Genomic DNA, 17,934 nt, shown 5'->3' with positions numbered 1-17,934 from the left:
CTACGCTCCTAACGCTTGTGGCCAGTGTCCAGCTTACGTTCCAAATGCATGGAGTAGCGGGACATACCAAAACAGAAAATCCAGAACACCAGGGCCGCGAACACATAGCCTTCAGTGGCCATGCCCAGCCATTTCGGGTCGGCGGCGGCTTGCTTGACGCTGTTGAGCAGATCGAACAGACCGATGATGATCACCAGGCTCGTATCCTTGAACAGCGCAATGAAGGTATTGACGATGCCAGGGATCACCAGCTTCAGGGCTTGCGGCAGAATCACCAGGCCCATGCTGCGCCAGTATCCGAGGCCCATCGCTGCAGCCGCTTCGTACTGACCTTTGGGGATCGCTTGCAGACCGCCACGCACCACTTCAGCGATATAGGCCGACTGGAACAGGATCACACCAATGAGCGCGCGCAGCAGTTTGTCGAAGTTCATGCCTTCAGGCAGGAACAACGGCAACATCACCGAAGACATGAACAGCACCGTGATCAACGGCACGCCGCGCCAGAATTCGATGAAGGTCACGCAGACCACGCGAATCGCCGGCATGTTCGAACGCCGGCCCAGGGCCAGAACGATACCCAGCGGCAGTGCGCCGACGATACCGACGGTGGCGATCACCAGAGTCAGCATCAAGCCGCCCCATTGGCTGGTCGCCACTTCGGTCAGACCGAACCATCCACCGTGCAACAAGACGTAGGAAATGATCGGATAGAGCACCAGAAAGCTCAGGCCGTAGATTGCCTTGTGTGGAACGCGCGCGATGAACAACGGCGCCACGCCAATCACCGCCAGCCACACGGTCAGGTCTACGCGCCAGCGCAGGTCTGTCGGGTAGTAACCGTACATGAACTGGCCGAAGCGCTGCTGGATGAACACCCAGCAGGCGCCCTCCTTGGTGCAATCGGCGCGAGTGGTGCCGACCCAGTTGGCATCGAGAATCGCCCAGCTCACGACAGGCGGAACTATCAGGTAAATCAGATAGAACGCGAACAGCGTCAGCAGGGTGTTGATCCAGCTGGAGAACATGTGCGCCCGCATCCACGCCACGACACCGATGCTGCTGCTCGGTGGTGGCATGTCGGGTTTGAAAGTATGAGTCGTCATGCGCTTTTCCTTACCGCTCGATCAGCGCAATGCGCTTGTTGTACCAGTTCATCAGCAGGGAAATGCTGATACTGATCGCCAGGTACACGCTCATGGTGATGGCAATGACTTCGATCGCCTGCCCGGTCTGGTTCAGCACCGTACCGGCAAACAACGACACCATCTCCGGATAACCGATACCGGCTGCCAGCGAGGAGTTTTTCGCCAGGTTCAGGTATTGGCTGGTCAGCGGCGGAATGATCACGCGCAGGGCTTGCGGGATGATCACCTTGCGCAGGGTCGGACCGTTGCGCAATCCCAACGAGTGGGCCGCTTCGGTCTGGCCGTGGCTGACCGACTTGATACCCGAACGCACGATTTCGGCGATGAACGCCGCGGTGTACACCGTCAAGGCCAGGGTCAACGCCAGCAGTTCCGGGATCAGCACCCAGCCACCGACGAAGTTGAAGCCCTTGAGCTCCGGCATTTCCCAGTGCAATGGCGCGCCGAAGATCAAGGCACACAGCGCAGGGATCACCAGGAACAGCGCCAGGCCTGCCCAGAATTTATGGAACGGTACGCCGGTCGCTTCGAAACGTTTGGTCGCCCAGCGGCTCATCAGCACGATCGCGACGATGGCCACGACGATGCTCGCCACAAATGGCCAGAAACCGTCTGCCGCCAACGCTGCGGGCATGTTCAGGCCGCGGCTGCTGACGAAGAAGGTGTCGCCGAAGTTATGGCTGTTGCGTGGCCCCGGCATGGTCAGGAACACGGCGAAGTACCAGAACAGGATTTGCAGCAACGGCGGAATGTTACGGAAAACCTCTACATACACCGTCGCCAGCTTGGCAATGATCCAGTTCTTCGACAGCCGTGCCACACCGACGATGAAACCGAGGATCGTCGCCAGGATCACACCGATAAAGGTGACCAGCAGGGTGTTGAGCAAACCGATGACGAACACACGGGCATAGCTGTCCGATTCGGTGTAGTCGATCAGGTGCTGAGCGATGCCGAAACCGGCACTGCGCTCAAGAAAGTCGAAACCCGAGGTAATGCCCCGGTGCTGAAGGTTGGTTTGCGTGTTGTCGAACAGGTACCAACCCATCCCGACCACGGCGACAACCGTGATGATCTGAAACAGCCACGCACGCACTCGTGGATCGCTGAGGCTGAGCCTCTGCTTAGGTGCGCCGATTGAATTTTGCATGAAGTGCCCCGGAAATAATGGAACAGAACATCACCCGGTGGTTGGCCCACCGGGTGATAGAACCATCAGCGCACTGGTGGTGCGTATTGAATGCCGCCAGCGTTCCACAGCGCGTTCAGGCCGCGGTCGATTTGCAGCGGAGTATCCTTGCCGAGGTTGCGCTCGAACATCTCGCCATAGTTGCCGACTTGCTTGACGATCTTCACGACCCAGTCTTTCGGCAGTTTCAGGTCTTTACCGTATTCACCGTCAGCGCCCAGCATACGAGCGACGTCAGGGTTCTTGGTGGACTTGGCTTCGGCTTCGACGTTCTTCGAAGTCACGCCTGCTTCTTCAGCATTGAGCAGGGCGTAGCCAGTCCAACGCACGATGGCCAGCCACTCGTCGTCGCCATTACGCACGACCGGGCCCAGGGGCTCCTTGGAAATGGTTTCCGGCAGAACCACGTAGTCCTTCGGCGAAGCCAGCTTGCTGCGCTGGGCGAACAGCTGGGACTTGTCGGAGGTCAGCACGTCGCAACGACCGGATTCCAGCGACTTGGCGCTTTCATCGGAGGTGTCGAAAGTGATCGGGGTGTATTTCAGGCCATTGGCGCGGAAGTAGTCGGAGACGTTCAGCTCAGTGGTGGTACCGGCCTGGATGCAGATGGTTGCACCGTCCAGTTCCTTGGCACTTTTCACGCCCAACTTGTTGTTAGCCAGGAAGCCGATGCCGTCGTAGTAGGTGATGAAGCCTGGAAACTTCAGGCCCATGCCCGCGTCACGAGAGCTGGTCATGGTGGAGTTGCGCGACAGCACGTCGATTTCGCCGGATTGCAGAGCAGTGAAACGCTCCTTGGCATTCAACTGGCTGAATTTGACCTTGGTCGCGTCGCCGAATACGGCAGCGGCCACAGCGCGGCAGAAGTCAGCATCGATACCAACGATCTTGCCGGTAGAGTCCGGAACCGAGAAGCCCGGCAGACCATCACTTACGCCGCACTGTACGAAACCTTTCTTCTGCACTGCATCCAGGGTTGCACCCGCCTGAGCGAACCCACTGACACCGAGTACTGCGGCTGCAGTCACGATGGCCAGGGTGGATTTCAACATCTTCATTCAAACCTCCAGTTTTGCTCTTGTTGTGTCGGAGCTTGAGCCCTGTCGCACCCTTTTGAGGCGTTGCTGACCCTTGTTGGCTTTTTTTAGGGTCAACCGACGTAAGGACCGTCGCTATGAGTCTAGTAGGAGAAAATCCACATCATGGATAACTCACTTCTCACCAATCGGCCGAACGGGCTGTAGCCCTTTCACGTTCGCGAAGCCCGTAGCGGCCACTGGCGAACATCCATCACCGGATTCTTTGCTATCCCATGACCAGCCATACACTGATAGTGTTACCGCCAGGTATGAGAATGGTTGCACAGGCTTCCCCATAGCAAAGCCCGTACCAGACCGCTCGCTAAAGCGATTCAGCGCAAGGTCAATAGCAAAACTTTCAACCTTGCGACATCTTCTTAACTGATCAACCTATTGCGCACTCGCACCTCGCACTTAATGAGAGCGCACGCACAACAATGGAGCAGACATGACCGAGCCCCTGATTCTTCAACCCGTCAAGCCCGCAGACGCCTGCGTCATCTGGCTGCACGGGCTGGGTGCCGACCGCTACGACTTTTTGCCGGTAGCCGAAGCGTTACAGGAAAACCTGCTCAGCACCCGTTTCGTTTTACCCCAGGCCCCGACTCGCGCCGTCACCATTAATGGCGGCTATGAGATGCCAAGCTGGTACGACATATTGGCAATGAGCCCGGCGCGGGCGATCAGCCGCGAGCAGCTGGAGGCATCCGCGCAACGGGTCGTTGATTTGATCGAAGAGCAGAAGGCCAGCGGAATAGACGCCTCGCGCATCTTTCTCGCCGGTTTTTCCCAAGGGGGCGCCGTGGTATTGCACACGGCCTTTGTGAAATGGCAGGGACCGTTGGGCGGCGTACTTGCCCTCTCGACTTATGCCCCGACCTTCAGCGATGAACTGCAGCTTTCCGCCAGCCAGCAACGCATTCCGGTGCTGTCTTTGCACGGCCAGTACGATGACGTTGTGCAAAACTCCATGGGCCGGACCGCCTACGAGTATTTAAAGCAACATGGTGTCACCGTGACATGGCAGGAATACCCAATGGGCCACGAAGTGTTACCCGAAGAAATCCGCGACATTGGCGTCTGGCTCGCCGAGCGTTTGCGCTAAAAGCTACCCATTGATCCATCCCACTACGCCGCGCCTGATTCTTGCATTACACTGGCCGGCGTATATTCCTTAACCAATTGATGAGATGACCGTGCTCAAAGCACTCAAGAAAATGTTCGGTAAAAGCGAGACTGAGCAGCTCGCGCCAGTCTCCAGCGCTCCTTCTCATACTCCCAGCCACCGCACCGACGGTAATCAGCCTGGCCGGACCGCAACCGTAGCGGCACCGAAGCACGAGCCGGTGATCACACCGACCGCCCCCGCAGCCGAGCCCATCGCCTCTGAGCAGCCGCGCAGCGAAGCCCCGAAACCAGCAAAACCGCGTCGCGAACCCAAGCCAAAGGCGCCGGTTATTCCCTGGAAACTCGAAGACTTCGTCGTCGAACCCCAGGAAGGCAAAACCCGCTTCCACGATTTCAAACTCGCCCCCGAACTGATGCACGCCATTCAGGACCTGGGCTTCCCCTATTGCACGCCGATCCAGGCACAGGTGCTTGGCTTCACCCTCGCGGGCAAAGACGCCATCGGTCGCGCCCAGACCGGCACCGGCAAAACTGCCGCCTTCCTGATTTCGATCATCACTCAGCTGCTGCAAACCCCGCCGCCCAAAGAGCGCTACATGGGTGAACCGCGAGCACTGATCATCGCCCCGACCCGGGAACTGGTGGTGCAGATCGCCAAGGACGCAGCCGACCTGACCAAGTACACCGGCCTCAACGTCATGACATTTGTCGGCGGCATGGACTTCGACAAGCAACTCAAGCACCTCGAAGCCCGTCACTGCGACATCCTGGTGGCCACTCCGGGCCGTTTGCTCGACTTCAACCAGCGCGGCGACGTGCATCTGGACATGGTCGAAGTGATGGTGCTGGACGAAGCCGACCGGATGCTCGACATGGGTTTCATCCCGCAAGTGCGTCAGATCATTCGCCAGACTCCGCCGAAGAACGAGCGCCAGACGCTGCTGTTCTCCGCGACCTTCACCGAAGACGTGATGAACCTCGCCAAGCAATGGACCACCGACCCGTCGATCGTCGAGATCGAAGCGCAGAACGTGGCCAGCGAAAACGTCGAGCAACACATCTACGCGGTGGCTGGTGCCGACAAATACAAACTGCTCTACAACCTGGTCAACGATAACGGCTGGGAACGGGTCATGGTCTTCGCCAACCGCAAGGACGAAGTGCGGCGCATCGAAGAGCGCCTGGTACGTGATGGCGTCAACGCGGCGCAGCTGTCTGGCGATGTGCCGCAGCACAAGCGCATCAAGACCCTGGAAGGTTTCCGCGAAGGCAAGATCCGCGTGCTGGTGGCCACCGATGTGGCCGGTCGCGGCATTCACATCGACGGCATCAGCCACGTGATCAACTTCACCCTGCCGGAAGTCCCGGACGACTACGTGCACCGCATCGGTCGCACCGGCCGTGCCGGCGCGGATGGCGTGTCCATCAGTTTTGCCGGTGAAGACGACTCCTACCAGCTACCGTCCATCGAGGCGTTGCTGGGTCGCAAGATCAGTTGTGAAACGCCACCAACGCATCTGCTGCGGGCGGTTGAGCGCAAGCGCCCGTAACTCGGGCCTTTCAGAAAGAGGCGCAGCCGGCAACGGACTGCGCTTTTTTTTCGTCCGGCTTTTTTCAACAGGACTTGCTAGAGACAACTAAAAGTCCATAATGGACAAATTAGTTTACTTTCAGCGCCCGGAGCCGACCATGCCCAGCACGCCTTACGTGATCACCCAACCTCAAGCCCGCGAACTGCTGGCACACGTTGACGTGCCGCAGATCCTGCGCAAGCTGTTCCGCGACCTGGCCGCCGGGCAAGCCGTGCAGCCGGCGCAACAGCTGGTGGAATTCCCGCAGGGTGCCGGGGACTTCATCAACTACCTGGGTGTGCTGGCCGAAGACGGGGTCTATGGTGTCAAGACGTCTCCCTACATCGTGCGCGAGCAGGGCCCGTTGGTGACCGCCTGGACGCTGCTGATGTCGATGCAGACCGGTCAGCCGCTGCTGCTCTGCGATGCCGGTGAATTGACCACCGCACGCACCGCCGCGACGACGGCGGTGGCGGTCGATGCCCTTGCTCCATTGAACGCCCGGCGCCTAGCGATTATCGGCAGCGGTAACGTGGCCCAGGCGCACCTGCATTACGTCAAGGGCCTGCGGGACTGGCAAAGCATCAGCCTTTATTCCCCAAGCCTGAACGGCAAGAATCCCGAAGCGTTGGCACAGCTCAAAAGCCTCGACCCACGACTGACCCTCGCTGACAGTTGCGAAGCCGCGATTCAGGACGCGGACGTGATCATGCTTTGCACCTCATCCGCCGGCCCGGTGATCGACCCGTCAATTTTGAGCAAACCGGCGCTGATCACCTCCATCAGCACCAACGCCCCACGCGCCCATGAGGTGCCTCCACAAAGCCTCAATGACATGCAGGTGTTCTGTGACTATCGTCAGACCACTCCGGGCTCGGCCGGCGAGATGCTGATCGCCGCTGAGCAGCATGGCTGGGACAAGCGTTCGATTGTCGGCGACCTGCCCGACTTGCTCAGCGAAAAAGTGCAGCGCCCCGACTACGACCGCCCGGTGTTCTTCCGCTCCATCGGCCTGGGCCTGGAAGACATCGCACTGGCCAATGCCCTCTATCGCCTACAGCACTAACACCACAAACCTGTAGGAGCGAGGCTTGCCCGCGAAGAGGGTGTGTCAGTCTCAATCTATGTTTACTGATACGCCGTCTTCGCGGGCAAGCCTCGCTCCTACAGGGGAATTCCACCATTTCGGCATTTGCGCCCCACAGGAGACGTTCATGAGCCAGGCAGATTTCATCATCATCGGCGGCGGGATTGCCGGCGCTTCCACCGGTTTCTGGCTGTCGCAACACGGGCGGGTGATTGTGCTCGAACGCGAATCCCATCCGGCCTATCACTCCACCGGACGCTCCGCAGCGCTGTTCACCGCCGCCTACGGTACACCGCAGGTTCGGGCATTGACTCAGGCCAGCCGCGACTTCTTCGACGCTCCACCGCCCGGTTTCTGCGAACACCCATTGCTGACCCCGCGCGGCGAGATGACCGTCGACTTCACCGGCGATCCGGCCGAGCTGAGCAATCAATACCTGAGCGCCAAAGCCACGGTGCCGCAAATGCAATGGCTCAGCGCCGACGAAGCCTGTGCGCGTCTGCCGATCCTGCGGCGGGAAAAAGTCCATGGCGCAATCTACGACCCGACCGCCAGCGACATCGATACCGACGCCCTGCATCAGGGCTATCTGCGCGGTATCCGGCGCAATAAGGGTGAAGTTCATACCGACAGCGAAGTGTTGAGCCTGAGCCGTGATGCCGAAGGACAGTGGCAGGTTCAAACCGCGACTCAGACCTTCAGCGCCCCGATCATCATCAACGCCGCCGGTGCCTGGGCCGACAAGATTGGCGAGCTGGCCGGCGCCCAACCTCTGGGCGTGCAACCCAAGCGCCGGGCAGCCTTTATCTTTGCCGGCCCCGAGGGCCTGGATATCCACGACTGGCCAATGCTGGTCAGCCTCGATGAATCCTTCTATATGAAGCCCGACGCTGGCATGTTCCTCGGCTCACCGGCCAACGCCGACCCGGTGGAACCGCACGACGTGCAGCCCGAAGAACTGGACATCGCCATGGGCATCTACCAGATAGAAGAAGCCACGACCCTGAGCATTCGCCGCCCGACCCGCACCTGGGCCGGCCTGCGCAGTTTCGTGCGCGACGGGGATTTGCTGTCCGGCTTCGATCAGCAGGTGCCGGGGCTGTTCTGGGTCGCGGCGCAAGGCGGCTACGGCATCCAGACGTCGCCAGCCATGGGCCAGGCCAGCGCGGCATTGGTACGCGGTGAAGCCTTGCCCGAGCAGCTCAGCCGTTTCGGCCTGGACGCCGAGATGCTCTCCCCCGCCCGCCTGAGCTGATCCTGCCCGTCAGGTGACGTGTCCACACGTTTGCGGCAAACTTCCAGTGCCCCTTTTTAACGGGGCACTGACGCTGCCTGGAGTTCCACTGTATGAACGCACCTGAAAAAGACTCGGCACTGGACGCTACGTCCATGGACAACTTCCGCGCGATTGCCGATGCCATCGCCACGTTGTTCTTCCCTCATGCCGAGGTGGTGCTGCACGACCTGCGTACGCAAAAGGTCGATTACATCGCCAACAACCTGTCCAAACGGGAAATCGGCGACGACTCGTCGCTGGAAGACATGCTCAGCGAAGACGTCAGCGAACGAAACATCGGGCCGTACGAAAAGCTCAACTGGGACGGCCAGAAGATTCGCAGCCTCAGCAGCGTGCTGCGCGACAGCGAGGGTCGTCCGCTGGCAGTGCTGTGCATCAACCTGAATATCTCGCTGTTCGAGAACGCGAAAGCGGCGCTGGATTTGTTCCTGTCACCGACCAAGCTGATCCCGCAACCGGACTCACTGTTTCGTGATGACTGGCAGGAACGGATCAACACCTTTCTGCACACCTGGTTGCGCGAGCGTCAGTTGAGCCTGAACGTGCTGACCCGCGACCACAAACGCGAACTGGTGCTGGCGCTGCACGCCGAAGGCGCCTTCAAAGGCAAAAGCGCCTCCAACTATGTGGCCAATGTGCTGAACATGGGGCGGGCGACGGTGTACAAGCATTTGAAGGAATTGAAGGGTTAGGCCCTGGGATTTTGGCTGTCTGACAGGGTCCCTTCGCGAGCAAGCCCGCTCCCACATTCAATCGCATTTCTTCAGGAAGAACTCGATCAACTGTGGGAGCGGGCTTGCCCGCGAAAGCGATTAATCAATCGCCGTAAATATCCGACTTGAAATACTTCTGCGAAATCTTCTGATACTCGCCATTGGCGCGAATCTCGTCGATCGCCTTGTTCAGATCCGCCACCAACTGCGTGTTGCCCTTGCGCACCGCAATCCCGGCGCCCTCACCCACGTATTTCGGGTCTTTCAATTCCGGCCCGACAAACGCGTAGCCTTTGCCACGCGGCATCGCCAGGAAGTCACTCAACGGAATAGTGTCGGCAAAAATCGCATCAAGGCGACCGGCTGCCAGGTCCATGTAGATTTCTTCGTTGTTGCCGTAGCGCTTGACGTTGATGCCCTTGGGTTCGAAAACTTCGGTGGCGTAACGGTCAGTGGTGGTTGCGCGCTGCACGCCGATGTTCTTGCCCTTGAGGCTGGCGTACTGATCATCCACTACCGCGCCGTCCTTCATCACCAGACGCGATGAGGTGAAGTAGTATTTGTGGGTGAAGTCCACCGACTTCTTACGGTCTTCGTTAATGGTCATGGACGACAGCGCCATGTCGATTTTCTTCACCTTCAGGGAAGGAATCAGACCGTCGAACTCGCCTTCGACCCACACACACTTAACCTTCATCTGCGCGCACAGGGCATTGCCGATGTCGTAGTCGAAGCCGACAATCTCGCCTTTGTCGGTTTTGGACGCAAACGGCGGATAAGCCGCTTCGATACCGATACGCAGGTCTTTCTCGGCGGCAAACAAGCTACTGCACGCCAACAGGCTCAGGGCCAGACCGGTGATGAGGGGGAATTTCTTCATATTCGTTCTCTCGCGGGTTGTTGTTGGTTTGGCAAGACAGAAGAAAAAGCTGAAACGGGGGAAACCTTTTTTTGTACTTAGAATTCCATACTGGACTTTTATGTATTTTCCGTCAATCAGGTAGGCAGCGTCATACCCGGCCTCTGGTCGGGTGCTCGCCAAATGTAAAAAAGGCCGGGTCGGTGCTTCGCGAACAAGCGAAACACTGACCCGGCCCTCAGGAACCGCCCAGAGCGTTATTCCAGCGCGGCAGCCGGCCCGAAGAACTCGTAACGGCTCTGCTTCTCCGGTACACCCAAAGCCTTGAGGTGACGCTTGATCGCCGCCATGAAGCCTTTAGGCCCCAGGAAGTACGCATCCACATCACGCTGTTCCGGCAACCACTCGCCAAGTTGTTCCTGGCTCAACAGGCCAACCTTGTCCGCCGCCGGGCTGATGCCATCGTCTTCGGCATAGCAATAAAAACGCTTGAGCTGCGGATGACGCTCGGCCAGGCCATCGATCCAGTCACGGAAAGCATGCACGCTACCGTTGCGCGCACAGTGGATAAAGTGCACCGGCCGCTCGGTCGCCAGCGCCGCTTCGAGCATCGCCAGTGTCGGGGTGATGCCGACACCGCCACTGATCAGCACCAGCGGTTTGTCGCTGGCGGTCAGGGTGAAATCGCCCGCTGGCGGGAACAGCAGGATGCTCGCCCCGACGTGCAGTTGATCGTGCAAATGGTTGGAAGCGCGGCCGCCGGTTTCGCGCTTGACGCTGATGCGGTACTGGCCCTTGTTGGCCAGCGCCGACAGCGAATAGTTACGTCGAATTTCTTCGCCGTCGAGGATCAGTTTCATACCGATGTACTGGCCTGGCTCTGCCGCGAGAATCGGCCCCTTGTCCGCCGGTTCGAAGTAGAACGAGATGATTTCCGCGCTCTCCTCGACCTTGGCCACCACGATGAACTCCCGCGCACCACGCCAGCCGCCCGGCGCCTGGGCTTTCTGGTCGTAGATGCTGGCTTCGGCGCCAATCAGGATCTCGGCCAATTGACCGTAGGCCGCGCCCCACGCGCTCATCACTTCCGGCGTGGCAATCTCTTCGCCCAGCACTTCGGAAATCGCTCGCAACAGGCAGCTACCCACGATCGGGTAATGTTCCGGGAGGATTTGCAGGGCCACGTGCTTGTTGATGATCTTGGCCACCAAGTCGCCCAATTGATCGAGCTGGTCGATGTGCCGCGCATACATCAATACACCGTTGGCCAGGGCGCGAGGCTGATCGCCGCTGGCCTGGTGGGCCTGGTTGAACAGCGGACGGACTTCCGGATATTCGGAGAGCATCATGCGGTAGAAGTGAGTGATCAACGCTTCGCCGCCGCTTTCCAGCAACGGCACGGTGGACTTGACGATGGCACGGTCTTGAACGCTAAGCATAAGAGCAACCCCTGGGCTTTATATGAATAACCTTTACGTATCAGTTTCCATGCCAACAATTAAAACCTTATAAATCAGCAAGTTAAAAACACAGTAGTCATATCGACACGCGACGCTTTATAGTCATACCGACTACACGGAGTCATTATGACTGCAAAATTACTGCTCACGACCCTGCTGCCCCTGGTCTCCGACCTGTCCCGCGAACTGCCCGAAGGCGAGCGCTACCGGCGCCTGCTCGAAGCCATGCGCGCCCTGCTCCCGTGCGACGCCGCGGCCCTGCTGCGACTCGATGGCGAATGGCTGGTGCCGCTGGCCGTGGACGGGTTGAGCACCGACACCCTCGGCCGACGTTTCAAGGTCAGCGAACACCCGCGCTTCGAAGCGTTGCTCAGCAGCCCCGGCCCGACTCGCTTCGCCGCCGACAGCGATTTGCCCGATCCTTATGACGGCCTGGTCGATGGTCTTCACGATCATCTGGAAGTCCACGACTGCATGGGCTGCCCGCTGTTTATCGACGAGCGCCCGTGGGGTTTGCTGACCCTCGACGCGCTCGACCCTGAACGTTTCGAGCCGATCGAACTGGACGCCCTGCAAGCCTTCGCCAGCCTCGCCGCCGCCACGGTCAACGCCGCCGAGCGCATCGAACGGCTGGCCAATCGCGCCGAAGATGAACATCAGCGCGCCGAGGTTTACCGTCAGGCCAGTGGCCAGCAGAACCGCGAAATGATCGGCCAGAGCAAGACTTACAAACGCCTGGTGGAAGAGATCAGCCTGGTGGGCGGCAGCGACCTGACGGTGCTGATCACCGGCGAAACCGGAGTTGGCAAAGAGCTGGTGGCCCAAGCCATCCACGCGGCGTCCCCACGGGCCGATAAACCCATCATCAGCCTCAATTGCGCCGCCCTGCCAGACACGCTGGTGGAGAGTGAATTGTTCGGCCATGTGCGCGGGGCTTTCACCGGCGCGACGAATGATCGGCGCGGCAAGTTCGAGCTGGCCAATGGCGGTACGTTGTTCCTCGATGAAGTCGGCGAACTGTCGCTGACGGTGCAGGCCAAATTGCTGCGAGTGCTGCAGAGCGGGCAATTGCAGCGGCTGGGGTCGGACCAGGAACATCAGGTCGACGTGCGATTGATCGCCGCGACCAACCGTGACCTGGCTGAAGAAGTGCGCAGCGGTCGCTACCGTGCCGACTTCTATCATCGCCTGAGCGTTTACCCGCTGCTGGTGCCCGCACTGCGCGATCGCGGTCGGGATGTGCTGCTGCTCAGCGGCTACTTCCTGGAACAAAACCGCTCACGCATGGGCCTCAACAGCCTGCGCCTGACCAGCGATGCGCAAGCGGCATTGTTGGCGTATGACTGGCCAGGGAACGTGCGAGAGCTGGAGCACTTGATTGGCCGCAGTGCGTTGAAGGCGCTGGGCAACTGCAAGCAACGGCCAAAGATTCTCAGCTTGAGCGCCGCGGATCTGGACTTGCCCAATGGCAGCGTTGAACCCGCGCCAGAACCGCTGGTTGCGGCACCGGCGGTTGCATTAATTGCAGGGGATTTGCGTGAGGCCACCGAGCATTATCAGCGCCAACTGATCAGCGCTTGCCTGCAACGGCACCAGAATAACTGGGCCAGCGCGGCGCGGGAGCTGGGTCTGGATCGGGCGAACCTTGGACGGATGGCCAAGCGGTTGGGTATGAAATAAGCCAATATCGCAGCCTTCGGCGGCACACCAATCCCTTGCAGGAGCTGTCGAGCGAAGCGAGGCTGCGATCTTTTGATCTACCCAACATTCATTGGTACTAAAGCCTGCCCCCGACAAGTCGATAACCCGGCATCGATAGCTGTTGGCGATCTTCACAATCGCCCATCACCTTTTTCCACAGAAGGTTTTTATGTCTTCCAACAAAGCCCGCGCAGATTCACTTTCGCTTCTGCTGTTTACCTTGCGCAGCGGCAAGCTGATGGCGATCAACCTGCTGAAAGTCAGCGAAATCATCCCCTGCCCGCCGCTGACCAAGCTGCCGGAGTCGCACCCCCACGTCAAAGGTATCGCCACCCTGCGTGGCGCATCGCTGTCGGTGATCGACCTGAGCCGCGCCATCGGCGAGCGACCGCTGGAAGACCCGAACGGTGGCTGCCTGATCGTCACCGACGTCAGCCGCTCCAAGCAGGGCCTGCACGTTCAGGCGGTGAGCAAAATCGTCCATTGCCTGACTACCGACATCCGTCCACCGCCCTTCGGCTCCGGCGGCGTGCGCTCGTACATCACCGGCGTGACCTCAGTCGACGGCACGCTGGTGCAAGTGCTGGACATCGAAAAGGTCATCCACGGCATCGCTCCGGCGCAGATCGAAACGGCCCCCACCGAGTTGAGCATGGAAGACGCCGAAGTCCTCGGCAATGCGCGGATTCTGGTGGTCGATGACAGCCAGGTCGCCCTGCAACAATCGGTACACACCCTGCGCAACCTCGGCCTGCAATGCCACACCGCTCGCAGCGCCAAGGAAGCCATCGACTGCCTGCTGGACCTGCAAGGCACCGCCCAGCAAATTAACCTGATCGTCTCGGACATCGAAATGTCGGAAATGGACGGTTATGCCCTCACCCGTACACTGCGCGAAACCCCCGACTTCTCGCACCTCTATGTGTTGCTGCACACCTCGCTGGACAGCGCGATGAACAGCGAGAAGGCTCGACTGGCCGGGGCCAACGCGGTGCTGACCAAATTCTCCTCACCGGAACTGACCAAATGCCTGATCGCGGCGGCCAGGGCCGTCACTGAACAAGGTCACTGAGTTGTGGCCGAGGACTTTTGTTTGCTGATGCGGCGCAACCTGGCTGAGGGTGTGCCGCCTTGCACTTGGCCAAATGGCATTGAGTTGACCGAGTACCGTCCTGAACTCGCCAAAGCCGTCCATCACTTGATGGAACTGGGCTATCGAGAAGGTGGCGGTCGCGTACCGGCGCTGGAAGTCTGGCAACAGCGTTTCGAAACCGATCCCGAATACGATCCGTCCCTGTGCTTCATCGCGTTCGACTCCGAAGGAATCGTCGGCGTTGCCCAGTGCTGGACCAGTGCCTACATCAAGAGCCTGGTGGTGCATCCGCGCGCTCAAGGCCTCGGACTTGGCCGTGCGCTGCTGCTAAATGCTTTCAACGTGTTTCAGCAACGCCGCGAAGGCTTTGTGGATCTGAAGGTGCTGGAAAACAACCTTCGGGCCCAGCGTTTGTATGAAAGTGCCGGGATGTATGTGGTCCGCCGGGAGCCCGTGCCTGTCTGACACACCGCTTTCGCGAGCAAGCCCGCTCCCACAGTGGTTCGTTGTCGTTCACAGATTCGGTGTACGACACAAATCAACTGTGGGAGCGGGCTTGCTCGCGAAGAGGCCGGCACAACCAACATCGATCCATCAGGCATACTCCGACCTCGGCTACTACACGCCAAGGATGCCCAAACCATGAAAGCCACCACCCTGACCTTCCTCTGCCTCACCGCCCTCGCCACCCAAGCCCACGCCTCCAGCCCCGACGCCTGGGCCGCCTACGATAAAGCCGTGCTCGCCAGTTGCACCAAGGCCAGCGGCCTGAAGAACGCCAAACCCGTCGGCAACGCCGCGCAGTTCGATGACCGGGTCGGTTATACCGCGCTCCTGCTCCAAGGCCAGTACCCGCAAAAACACATGAAAGGCCAGCAAGGCACCGAGCTGTGCCTCTACAACAAGAAAAGCAAAACCGCCTACGTAACCGAGTGGGACTCCATCCGCTCAACAGCAAAAGCGCAGTGACTGGCGCATAACTTGCTTCGGCACAGGCCCTTGCGGTGGCTTTTTGTCGCCATTTCATGCCCTCACAGGTGACTGGCCGTTCAATGAATACAACGTTTTCCTGCGTAGGTTGTGGCAAATGCTGCAACGACCACCACGTGCCCCTGACACTGGCCGAAGCCCGGATGTGGGCGGCCGATGGCGGTCAGGTGATTGTGCTGGTGGAGGCCTTCCTCGCCAATGGCCTGGGCCTGCCCGCGCAGCAACGCGAACACGCCGAACGCCGTTCGGTGGCGGTTCGAAGCGGCGCCTGCGAGGCCCACGTGGCGATCACCTTTGCCGCGTACAACGTCGGCCCCTGCCGGAATCTTGACGAAGACAACCTCTGCCGCATCTACGAACGCCGACCGCTGGTGTGCCGCATCTACCCGATGGAAATCAACCCGCACATCCCGCTCAACCCATCTATCAAGGAATGCCCGCCCGAGTCCTGGGTAACAGGGCCGGATTTGATCATCGGGGGTGAACTGGTGGATCAGGAACTGACGGGATTGATCCAGCGCTCCCGTCAGGCCGATCGCGATGAGATTCAGACCAAGGAGGCGATTTGCGCGTTATTGGGGATTCGGACGACAGCGTTGAAGGGCGATGGATTTACCGCTTATTTGCCGGATATGAACGCGTTTGCCACGGTCATCGATCAGGTTTCAACGCAATCGCAGATGAAGTCGAGCAGTGACTGGCTGTTTCACGTGTCGGGTGAGGATATTGCCGGGCAAGTGCAGGCGGCGGGTGCACAGGTGGCAACCGATACACCGGTTAGCTATGCGTTTATTTCGTTGCGGGCAGCCTGAAACACCCTACCACTGCACAACTTTAGTTGCACAGTGGCTTGTCTGGTAGTGAGTCAGCGAGCAGCAACCGCAAGGCATTCGATTTCCACCCGAGCATTCGCCAACAGTTTTTTAGCCGCGAACGTTGTCCGGGCAGGTAGGCGATCGGCTGGGAAAGTCCGGCGGTAAACCGCATTCATGGCATCGAAGTCTTTGATATCGGCAAGTATGACCGTGCATTTGGCCACATGAGCGAGGGAGGAGCCTCGACGTTGCAGTTCGGTGCGCAGGTTCTCCATGGCCTGGGTCATTTGCGGGCCAATCCCGCCCTTGACCAGTTGGCCATCGGCATCCAGACCGAGCATCCCGGAAAGATAAAGGGTCTCACCGGCCTGTACCGCATCGGAAAATGGCAAGCCTTCTTCATTCGGAAAGTAACGTGGTGAATCGGGTACTGCTGGCGGCAAGTAGCGCTCGGTAATCGCTTGGTACTGGCCATTTTGCTTGAGACGTTCAAGGGCCGCATTCAGGTTATCGCGCAAACGGGTGTCGCTTTTGCGCACGGCCATCGCCACACCATTGCCCAGCATCGGATCGTTGAGGGCAGGACCGGCGAAGTCGAACGCCTGTCCTTGAGGTTGGCTTAGCAACGCTTGAGTGATTTCGATGGAGTCTTGCAGGGTGGCATCGATCTCGCCCGCCAGAAGACTGGCAATCAACTGATCGTTGAATTGAAAACTGCGCACCGTTACGCCCGCGTCCGCCCAACGCGCCTTGGCGAACGCTTCACGACTGGTGCCCGCCAGGACGCCGATACGCTTGCCTTTGAGCGATTGCACATCCGGTTGCAACGTCGCGCCTTTGCGCGCTACCAGACGGCTGCTCAGGGGATAAAGATTGTCGGTGAAATCGACCCGCTCGCGCCGCGCCTGTGTAGCCGTCATCGGCATGATCACGTCGAAGCGGCCGGCTTCAAGGGCATGGAGGTTAGTCGCGTAATCCTGATCGATCCAGACACAGCGGGATTGGAGCTCAGCACACAGTGCGTTGCCCAACTCGATGTTCAATCCGACTAGCTCACCTTTGTCGTTACGGCTCTCGAACGGTGGAACCAGGGCTTCGACCCCGAAGCGGATCTGCGGATCGACCGCAGAGGACACGCAGCCGGTGGTCAGGGCCACCAGAGAGAGCAGGGACAGGGTTTTCAGCAGAGACATCTGGCGACCTTCATCAAAAAATTCACAGGGCGTGAATTCTTGATGAATGACAACCGTCTTTCCTAGAGGAGTAATCGCGCGTCCTTGTGGGAACTGTCTCATTGGCGGGAGGAATAGTTACCCGCCAACAAAATACCTGACTATCAGCGTTTACCCATCGAACGACGCGTTCCGGGAGGTGCTGCGCCGGGAGTCTTGGTATGGCCATTCTTCGCGCCATTCTTGTACCAAGGCTGGCTGGCATTCTTCGCCGCAGCCAATTCACCTGGCTTGAACGGAAACTTGAACGCTGGAATCGCCGCTTTGGTTTCGCTGTCTGCGCTGGAGTCGACGCTGTCTGGCAGGTCTGCCTGGTCGTCGCTCAAAGCGTCGGCAACCGGCGGTTGTGTCGGGGAAGTCATGAAAGCTCCGGGTGATGCTTAAAGAGTCGGGCCCGGTAGGCGAGCCGCGAAAGGCGGCAGTATACCTGTGTCGGGAGCCGCAAGCTGCAGTTGGTCAGTCGGGTTTTGTGTTGACCGTCCTGCCGCTATCGCGGCATCGGTATCTACACATCTCCCGATCCTGGTCTATAAAAGGACGGCATGGATATCAAATGACCGGGCTAGATGCCC

General features: G+C 59.4%; 17 protein-coding genes. 10 read left to right on the top strand and 7 right to left on the bottom strand.

Features of this window, described 5'->3' with window-relative positions:
* Positions 1-8 precede the first annotated feature (8 nt).
* From AC1RQB_RS09420 to AC1RQB_RS09410, 3 genes are all read right to left on the bottom strand, one after another.
* Positions 9-1,106: an amino acid ABC transporter permease gene (locus AC1RQB_RS09420; RefSeq protein WP_063341471.1), complete on the bottom strand. Its 1,098-nt coding sequence runs from the start codon at positions 1,104-1,106 to the stop codon at positions 9-11.
* A gap of 10 nt (positions 1,107-1,116) precedes the next feature.
* The gene (locus AC1RQB_RS09415; protein WP_007905489.1) at positions 1,117-2,298 is read right to left on the bottom strand and encodes an amino acid ABC transporter permease; all 1,182 of its coding nucleotides are present in this window, start codon (positions 2,296-2,298) and stop codon (positions 1,117-1,119) included.
* Between the two features lie 65 nt (positions 2,299-2,363).
* On the bottom strand, positions 2,364-3,395 hold the full coding sequence (locus tag AC1RQB_RS09410) for an amino acid ABC transporter substrate-binding protein (protein ID WP_008072088.1): 1,032 nt from the start codon (positions 3,393-3,395) through the stop codon (positions 2,364-2,366).
* 469 nt (positions 3,396-3,864) lie between these two features.
* Here AC1RQB_RS09410 and AC1RQB_RS09405 point away from each other — a divergent pair, with 469 nt between their 5' ends.
* The 5 genes from AC1RQB_RS09405 to AC1RQB_RS09385 all read left to right on the top strand — a co-directional run bounded on the left by AC1RQB_RS09405 (position 3,865) and on the right by AC1RQB_RS09385 (position 9,191).
* Positions 3,865-4,521 (top strand): alpha/beta hydrolase, encoded by a 657-nt coding sequence (locus AC1RQB_RS09405; RefSeq protein WP_063341472.1) that lies wholly within the window; start codon positions 3,865-3,867, stop codon positions 4,519-4,521.
* Between the two features lie 85 nt (positions 4,522-4,606).
* Positions 4,607-6,094 carry an ATP-dependent RNA helicase RhlB gene (gene rhlB / locus AC1RQB_RS09400; RefSeq protein WP_063341473.1) on the top strand — a complete coding sequence of 496 codons (1,488 nt, stop codon included), beginning with the start codon at positions 4,607-4,609 and terminating at the stop codon, positions 6,092-6,094.
* Positions 6,095-6,233: 139 nt separating this feature from the next.
* Positions 6,234-7,181 carry an ornithine cyclodeaminase family protein gene (locus AC1RQB_RS09395; protein WP_198537195.1) on the top strand — a complete coding sequence of 316 codons (948 nt, stop codon included), beginning with the start codon at positions 6,234-6,236 and terminating at the stop codon, positions 7,179-7,181.
* Positions 7,182-7,329: 148 nt separating this feature from the next.
* The gene (locus AC1RQB_RS09390; protein ID WP_063341475.1) at positions 7,330-8,457 is read left to right on the top strand and encodes an NAD(P)/FAD-dependent oxidoreductase; all 1,128 of its coding nucleotides are present in this window, start codon (positions 7,330-7,332) and stop codon (positions 8,455-8,457) included.
* 92 nt (positions 8,458-8,549) lie between these two features.
* Positions 8,550-9,191, top strand: coding sequence for a helix-turn-helix transcriptional regulator (locus tag AC1RQB_RS09385; protein WP_063341476.1), 642 nt, complete (start codon positions 8,550-8,552; stop codon positions 9,189-9,191).
* Positions 9,192-9,315: 124 nt separating this feature from the next.
* Here AC1RQB_RS09385 and AC1RQB_RS09380 read toward each other — a convergent pair whose 3' ends face one another.
* Both AC1RQB_RS09380 and hmpA read right to left on the bottom strand, forming a co-directional pair.
* Positions 9,316-10,092, bottom strand: coding sequence for an ABC transporter substrate-binding protein (locus tag AC1RQB_RS09380; protein ID WP_063341477.1), 777 nt, complete (start codon positions 10,090-10,092; stop codon positions 9,316-9,318).
* Between the two features lie 236 nt (positions 10,093-10,328).
* Positions 10,329-11,510 (bottom strand): NO-inducible flavohemoprotein, encoded by a 1,182-nt coding sequence (hmpA, locus tag AC1RQB_RS09375; RefSeq protein WP_007905475.1) that lies wholly within the window; start codon positions 11,508-11,510, stop codon positions 10,329-10,331.
* A gap of 147 nt (positions 11,511-11,657) precedes the next feature.
* Here hmpA and norR point away from each other — a divergent pair, with 147 nt between their 5' ends.
* The 5 genes from norR to AC1RQB_RS09350 all read left to right on the top strand — a co-directional run bounded on the left by norR (position 11,658) and on the right by AC1RQB_RS09350 (position 16,127).
* Positions 11,658-13,211, top strand: a complete 1,554-nt coding sequence (gene norR / locus AC1RQB_RS09370) for a nitric oxide reductase transcriptional regulator NorR (RefSeq protein WP_063341478.1) — start codon at positions 11,658-11,660, stop codon at positions 13,209-13,211.
* Between the two features lie 190 nt (positions 13,212-13,401).
* The gene (locus AC1RQB_RS09365; RefSeq protein ID WP_008072097.1) at positions 13,402-14,304 is read left to right on the top strand and encodes a chemotaxis protein CheV; all 903 of its coding nucleotides are present in this window, start codon (positions 13,402-13,404) and stop codon (positions 14,302-14,304) included.
* 27 nt (positions 14,305-14,331) lie between these two features.
* On the top strand, positions 14,332-14,790 hold the full coding sequence (locus AC1RQB_RS09360) for a GNAT family N-acetyltransferase (protein ID WP_063343888.1): 459 nt from the start codon (positions 14,332-14,334) through the stop codon (positions 14,788-14,790).
* A gap of 177 nt (positions 14,791-14,967) precedes the next feature.
* Complete coding sequence (locus tag AC1RQB_RS09355) at positions 14,968-15,294, top strand: hypothetical protein (RefSeq protein WP_063341479.1); 327 nt, start codon at positions 14,968-14,970, stop codon at positions 15,292-15,294.
* Positions 15,295-15,377: 83 nt separating this feature from the next.
* Positions 15,378-16,127 (top strand): YkgJ family cysteine cluster protein, encoded by a 750-nt coding sequence (locus AC1RQB_RS09350; protein WP_063341480.1) that lies wholly within the window; start codon positions 15,378-15,380, stop codon positions 16,125-16,127.
* A gap of 53 nt (positions 16,128-16,180) precedes the next feature.
* Here the strand turns inward: AC1RQB_RS09350 and AC1RQB_RS09345 are convergent, their stop codons facing one another.
* Together AC1RQB_RS09345 and AC1RQB_RS09340 are read right to left on the bottom strand one after the other, a co-directional pair.
* The gene (locus AC1RQB_RS09345) at positions 16,181-17,323 is read right to left on the bottom strand and encodes a transporter substrate-binding domain-containing protein (protein ID WP_063341481.1); all 1,143 of its coding nucleotides are present in this window, start codon (positions 17,321-17,323) and stop codon (positions 16,181-16,183) included.
* 143 nt (positions 17,324-17,466) lie between these two features.
* Positions 17,467-17,724, bottom strand: coding sequence for a hypothetical protein (locus AC1RQB_RS09340; protein ID WP_007905458.1), 258 nt, complete (start codon positions 17,722-17,724; stop codon positions 17,467-17,469).
* Positions 17,725-17,934: the final 210 nt, after the last annotated feature.

The organism is Pseudomonas sp. GW822-FHT02E03, from assembly GCF_058802325.1.
Note: the sequence above shows the minus strand (reverse complement) of the source record. Positions and strands in the feature narration are given on the sequence as shown.